General features: G+C 45.4%; 4 protein-coding genes. All 4 read right to left on the reverse strand.

Translation table 11 applies throughout. The features are described 5' to 3' along the window. A partial coding sequence (locus B3V51_RS12725; protein ID WP_286708537.1) for a multidrug resistance efflux transporter family protein occupies positions 1-599 on the reverse strand: 599 nt, incomplete at its 3' end. A 92-nt stretch (positions 600-691) separates the two neighbouring features. Next, positions 692-1,423: a 7-carboxy-7-deazaguanine synthase QueE gene (gene queE / locus B3V51_RS12730; RefSeq protein ID WP_240366176.1), complete on the reverse strand. Its 732-nt coding sequence runs from the start codon at positions 1,421-1,423 to the stop codon at positions 692-694. 244 nt (positions 1,424-1,667) lie between these two features. Next, positions 1,668-2,489, reverse strand: a complete 822-nt coding sequence (dapD, locus tag B3V51_RS12735; RefSeq protein ID WP_058025115.1) for a 2,3,4,5-tetrahydropyridine-2,6-dicarboxylate N-succinyltransferase — start codon at positions 2,487-2,489, stop codon at positions 1,668-1,670. A 247-nt stretch (positions 2,490-2,736) separates the two neighbouring features. Continuing rightward, positions 2,737-3,693 carry an alpha/beta fold hydrolase gene (locus B3V51_RS12740; protein WP_286708538.1) on the reverse strand — a complete coding sequence of 319 codons (957 nt, stop codon included), beginning with the start codon at positions 3,691-3,693 and terminating at the stop codon, positions 2,737-2,739. Between the last annotated feature and the right edge of the window lie 52 nt (positions 3,694-3,745).

Genomic DNA, 3,745 nt, shown 5'->3' on the forward strand with positions numbered 1-3,745 from the left:
CTATCTTGGTGTCTAGCTTTATGCTGTTTCGCATTGTAAGAGGCCTGCCAAACCAACTGATTGCCAATAGGATAGCTAAACGCCGCGATCAGTGCTGGCAGCGCGCCATACAGTAGCATTTGCGTCAGTGGTATGGCATTGGCATCACTAGGCGCGTGCAAACCTTCACTGACGTTGACCAGTACCACGCCTACGAAGACAATCAGGGCATAAAAAATGAATTTTTTATCAAAGCGTTGTCCGAATGCCAGTAAGACAAGCAAACTGGTCACGACGGTAAACATAAAGGTCGCCGCCACAACCCAACCACTGGCGTGATCACCTGCATAACAGATGCCAGTATAAAACACGCCGAAGCCAATACTACCAGTAATGCACCAGAAGCCTATATGTTGACGAAAAATCGTCCAAAGCTCTTTGATGCGTCCCATACCGTGTTGAACAGCAATCATTGCCGTCAGTAGTAGTAGCACAAATACGTAGCGCAAGCTCGCTGACCAAAACCAATGCCCACCAGCAGCGCTCATCAGCTCATTTAATACAAAGGTTGAGCTAAAAAACGCACCTGACAGTAGTCCTAGCAAGATCAGCCGAATCATGTTTCCTCCTTGAAAGTACGTGCCTGTATTTGTATTTATATTTATTGTTCTAAATGGATGTTCTATCAGTGACTAGCGTATGGTTTGTCTTTTTATTTGCCTTTGGCATCTGCCCAAATAATTTTGTGTAGTTGCAGCTGAAAACGAACGGGCAAGGCATCTGCCAGCATCCATTCAGCAAGCTCTCTTGCCAACACAGGTACCTCAGGGCTGAGCGCTTCATCGACATCATCTGCCACGTTGAACATCGGCGAAAACCAAACGGTACCGACCAATTCATTTAACTTATGCTCGACTAATTTTTCTTTTGCCCAGTCATAATCTGTGCGGTTCATGATGACAAACTTGATCTGATCGTGCTCGGTGAGATGTTCGAGATTTGACCATAAGTTTTTGTCCACTTCGCCTGAGCTTGGTGTTTTGATATCCATCACTTTGCTGACGGCTGGTGGTACATTTTGCACCGAGAGCGCGCCCGCTGTCTCAAGGGATATCTCATAGCCATCGCTGAGCAAGCGTTTCATCAACTCAATCGCATTTGGCTGTGCTAATGGCTCACCGCCAGTCAGACAAATGCGCTTACATGGATAGCTTTTGATCGTGTCTATGATGGTTTCTAATGACTGACGCTCGCCGCCCGTAAAGGCATATTCGGTATCACAGTAGACGCAGCGCAGCGGACAGCCCGTTAGACGTACAAATATCGTCGGCAAGCCAGAAGTCAGGGCCTCACCTTGTAGGGAATAGAAAATCTCAGTCAAACGTAACCCCGCTTCAGGGTCAGTGACGGGGATAGCGGCGGTGCGCAATAGTGATTCACTCATAATATGTCAAATACAGTTAAAGGTTGATAAGGCGATGGAGCGGTTATCAATCGTAATAAAGAAGAAGGCAGGCTGTGGTATTTGTCGTTTTATGTTTGGATAAAACAAAACCAAAAAACGGATTATAACGCAACGCTCTGCATTAGGGTGCAAAAAAGACGCTGAAGTTTTCTTCAGCGTCTTTAGTAACTATGATTTATCGACGTCCGTACCGTTCGGGTACGAGGCTATAAATATTAAAATACTAGTCTAAACGTAATAGCTCATTCACAGCAGTTTTTGCACGCGTTTGCGCGTCTACCTTTTTCACGATGATGGCAGCGTACAAGCTGTGTGTGCCGTCTTCTGATGGTAAGCTACCTGGTACGACAACAGAGCCTGCTGGTACACGGCCACGATGGATCTCGCCAGTCTCACGGTCATAGATGCGTGTAGATTGACCAATATAGACACCCATAGAGATGACAGCGCCTTCTTCGACGATCACGCCTTCAACGATTTCAGAGCGCGCACCGATAAAGCAGTTGTCTTCGATGATGGTTGGGTTGGCTTGTAACGGTTCTAATACGCCACCAATACCAACACCGCCTGATAGATGCACGTTTTTGCCGATTTGCGCACATGAGCCAACGGTCGCCCACGTATCAACCATCGCGCCTTGATCGACATACGCACCGATGTTGACATAAGAAGGCATCAATACCGCACCCGCTGCGATATATGAACCTTTGCGAGCAACGGCTGGTGGTACCACACGGACGCCTGCTTCTTTGAACTGTGCTTCGGTCCAATCTGCAAATTTCGTTGGCACTTTGTCATAGAACTGCACATGCTCGCCCGCTGCTTGAACGTAGTTGTCGTTCAAACGGAACGATAGTAGTACCGCTTTTTTGGCCCACTGATTGACGACCCATTCGCCATCTTTCTTTTCGGCAACGCGTAGGCTGCCGTTATCTAACTGCTCGAGTACTTGCTCAATTGCGTCACGCACGTCTTGTGGCATGTTGCTTGGGCTGTATTCGTTGCGGTTTTCAAAAGCTTGTTCGATGGTTTGTTGTAATGACATAAAGATTCCTAAAATAAGTAAAAGGGAGAGGTGACTCGTATTTATAGTGACATAACTTGGGCGGACCCGCTTAAAATACAATACTTGTAAAATATGGACGATTGTACAAGATAACTGGGCCAAAAAACTTGCTTGCCATATTGTCGCTAATTTGACCACTTTTAGCAAACAAGTTCAGTATTTCATTATGGCAGTGCTTGAGGAAAAGCGCTCACAAGACTGCTCAAGATGAATTGTTTATCGTGCTTTAAGCGTCTGGTGCAATGTTTTTTATCCACGCTAAAATGTCTTGATAAACCGTTTGATTGTCTGTTTCGTGTAATACTTCATGGCGCATATTGGAATACAGTTGAATGTCAACATGGTTAAATTTTTGTTTATGTAGGCGTTTGACCACGCGGCGAATACCGCGTCCCATGTTACCAATAGGATCATCTTCACCGCTGATAAATAGCATTGGGAAGTTTTTGGCAATGGTGGTGGCCCAGCCTTTATTTAGTCCAGTATCCATCAAAGTAAATAATGTCATAAAGCCATTATTGGTAAAGTCAAAACCAGTCTTTGGATCAGCTTCATAGGCTTCAATATTTGCAGTATTTTCACTCAACCAAGCAAACTGTGAGGATGCGGTGCGTTCCTTTAGTTGACTGTTCAATACCTTATTCATGGTATTGGCAAGTACTGAGTTCGGCTGTCTAGGTGCTACTTTTGCCAATACTTTATTGATAGGTAGCAAAACTTTGGTCAATGGATTGACGTCTGCTGAGCCCATTAATATTGCGCCTGCAAAATTATGCGCATGATGCTTAAGTACGTTACGCACGATAAACGAGCCCATGGAGTGGCCCATCACAAAATGCGGTACATCGGGGTGACGTGCTTTTAGGCTATCTGCCATGACAATCACATCTTTTAGCAGCGACTGCACGGGATGCTCTTCACCAAAAAACCCTAAATCTGCTTCGGTTTTGATGGTTTGACCATGACCAAGATGATCATAGGTTGCGACAGCGATGCCATTGTCCGCCAAGAACTGTGCAAAATCTGCATAGCGACCACTGTGCTCTGCCATCCCATGCACAATCAATAGCGTCGCGCTGATGGCAATATTTTTGTCACTTGGCTCAAAAAAGTTGTGGTGCAAGTAGTGAGTGTTGTCGGAGGAGAGAATGTTATCATTACTGGTATCGAGAGTGTTACTCATATAAGCTTCCTTGACAGGTTTTAATGGTCTATAGTCAATCCACTATAAAAGC

Origin of the sequence: Psychrobacter sp. UBA2514, assembly GCF_002341255.1 — a bacterium.
Lineage (GTDB): Bacteria > Pseudomonadota > Gammaproteobacteria > Pseudomonadales > Moraxellaceae > Psychrobacter > Psychrobacter pacificensis.

What these genes read in the sequence shown, in the direction of transcription:
- queE (WP_240366176.1), bottom strand. Translation starts at nt 1,423, where the DNA reads ATGAGTGAATCACTATTGCGCACCGCCGCTATCCCCGTCACTGACCCT.
- B3V51_RS12740 (WP_286708538.1), bottom strand. Translation starts at nt 3,693, where the DNA reads ATGAGTAACACTCTCGATACCAGTAATGATAACATTCTCTCCTCCGAC.
- dapD (WP_058025115.1), bottom strand. Translation starts at nt 2,489, where the DNA reads ATGTCATTACAACAAACCATCGAACAAGCTTTTGAAAACCGCAACGAA.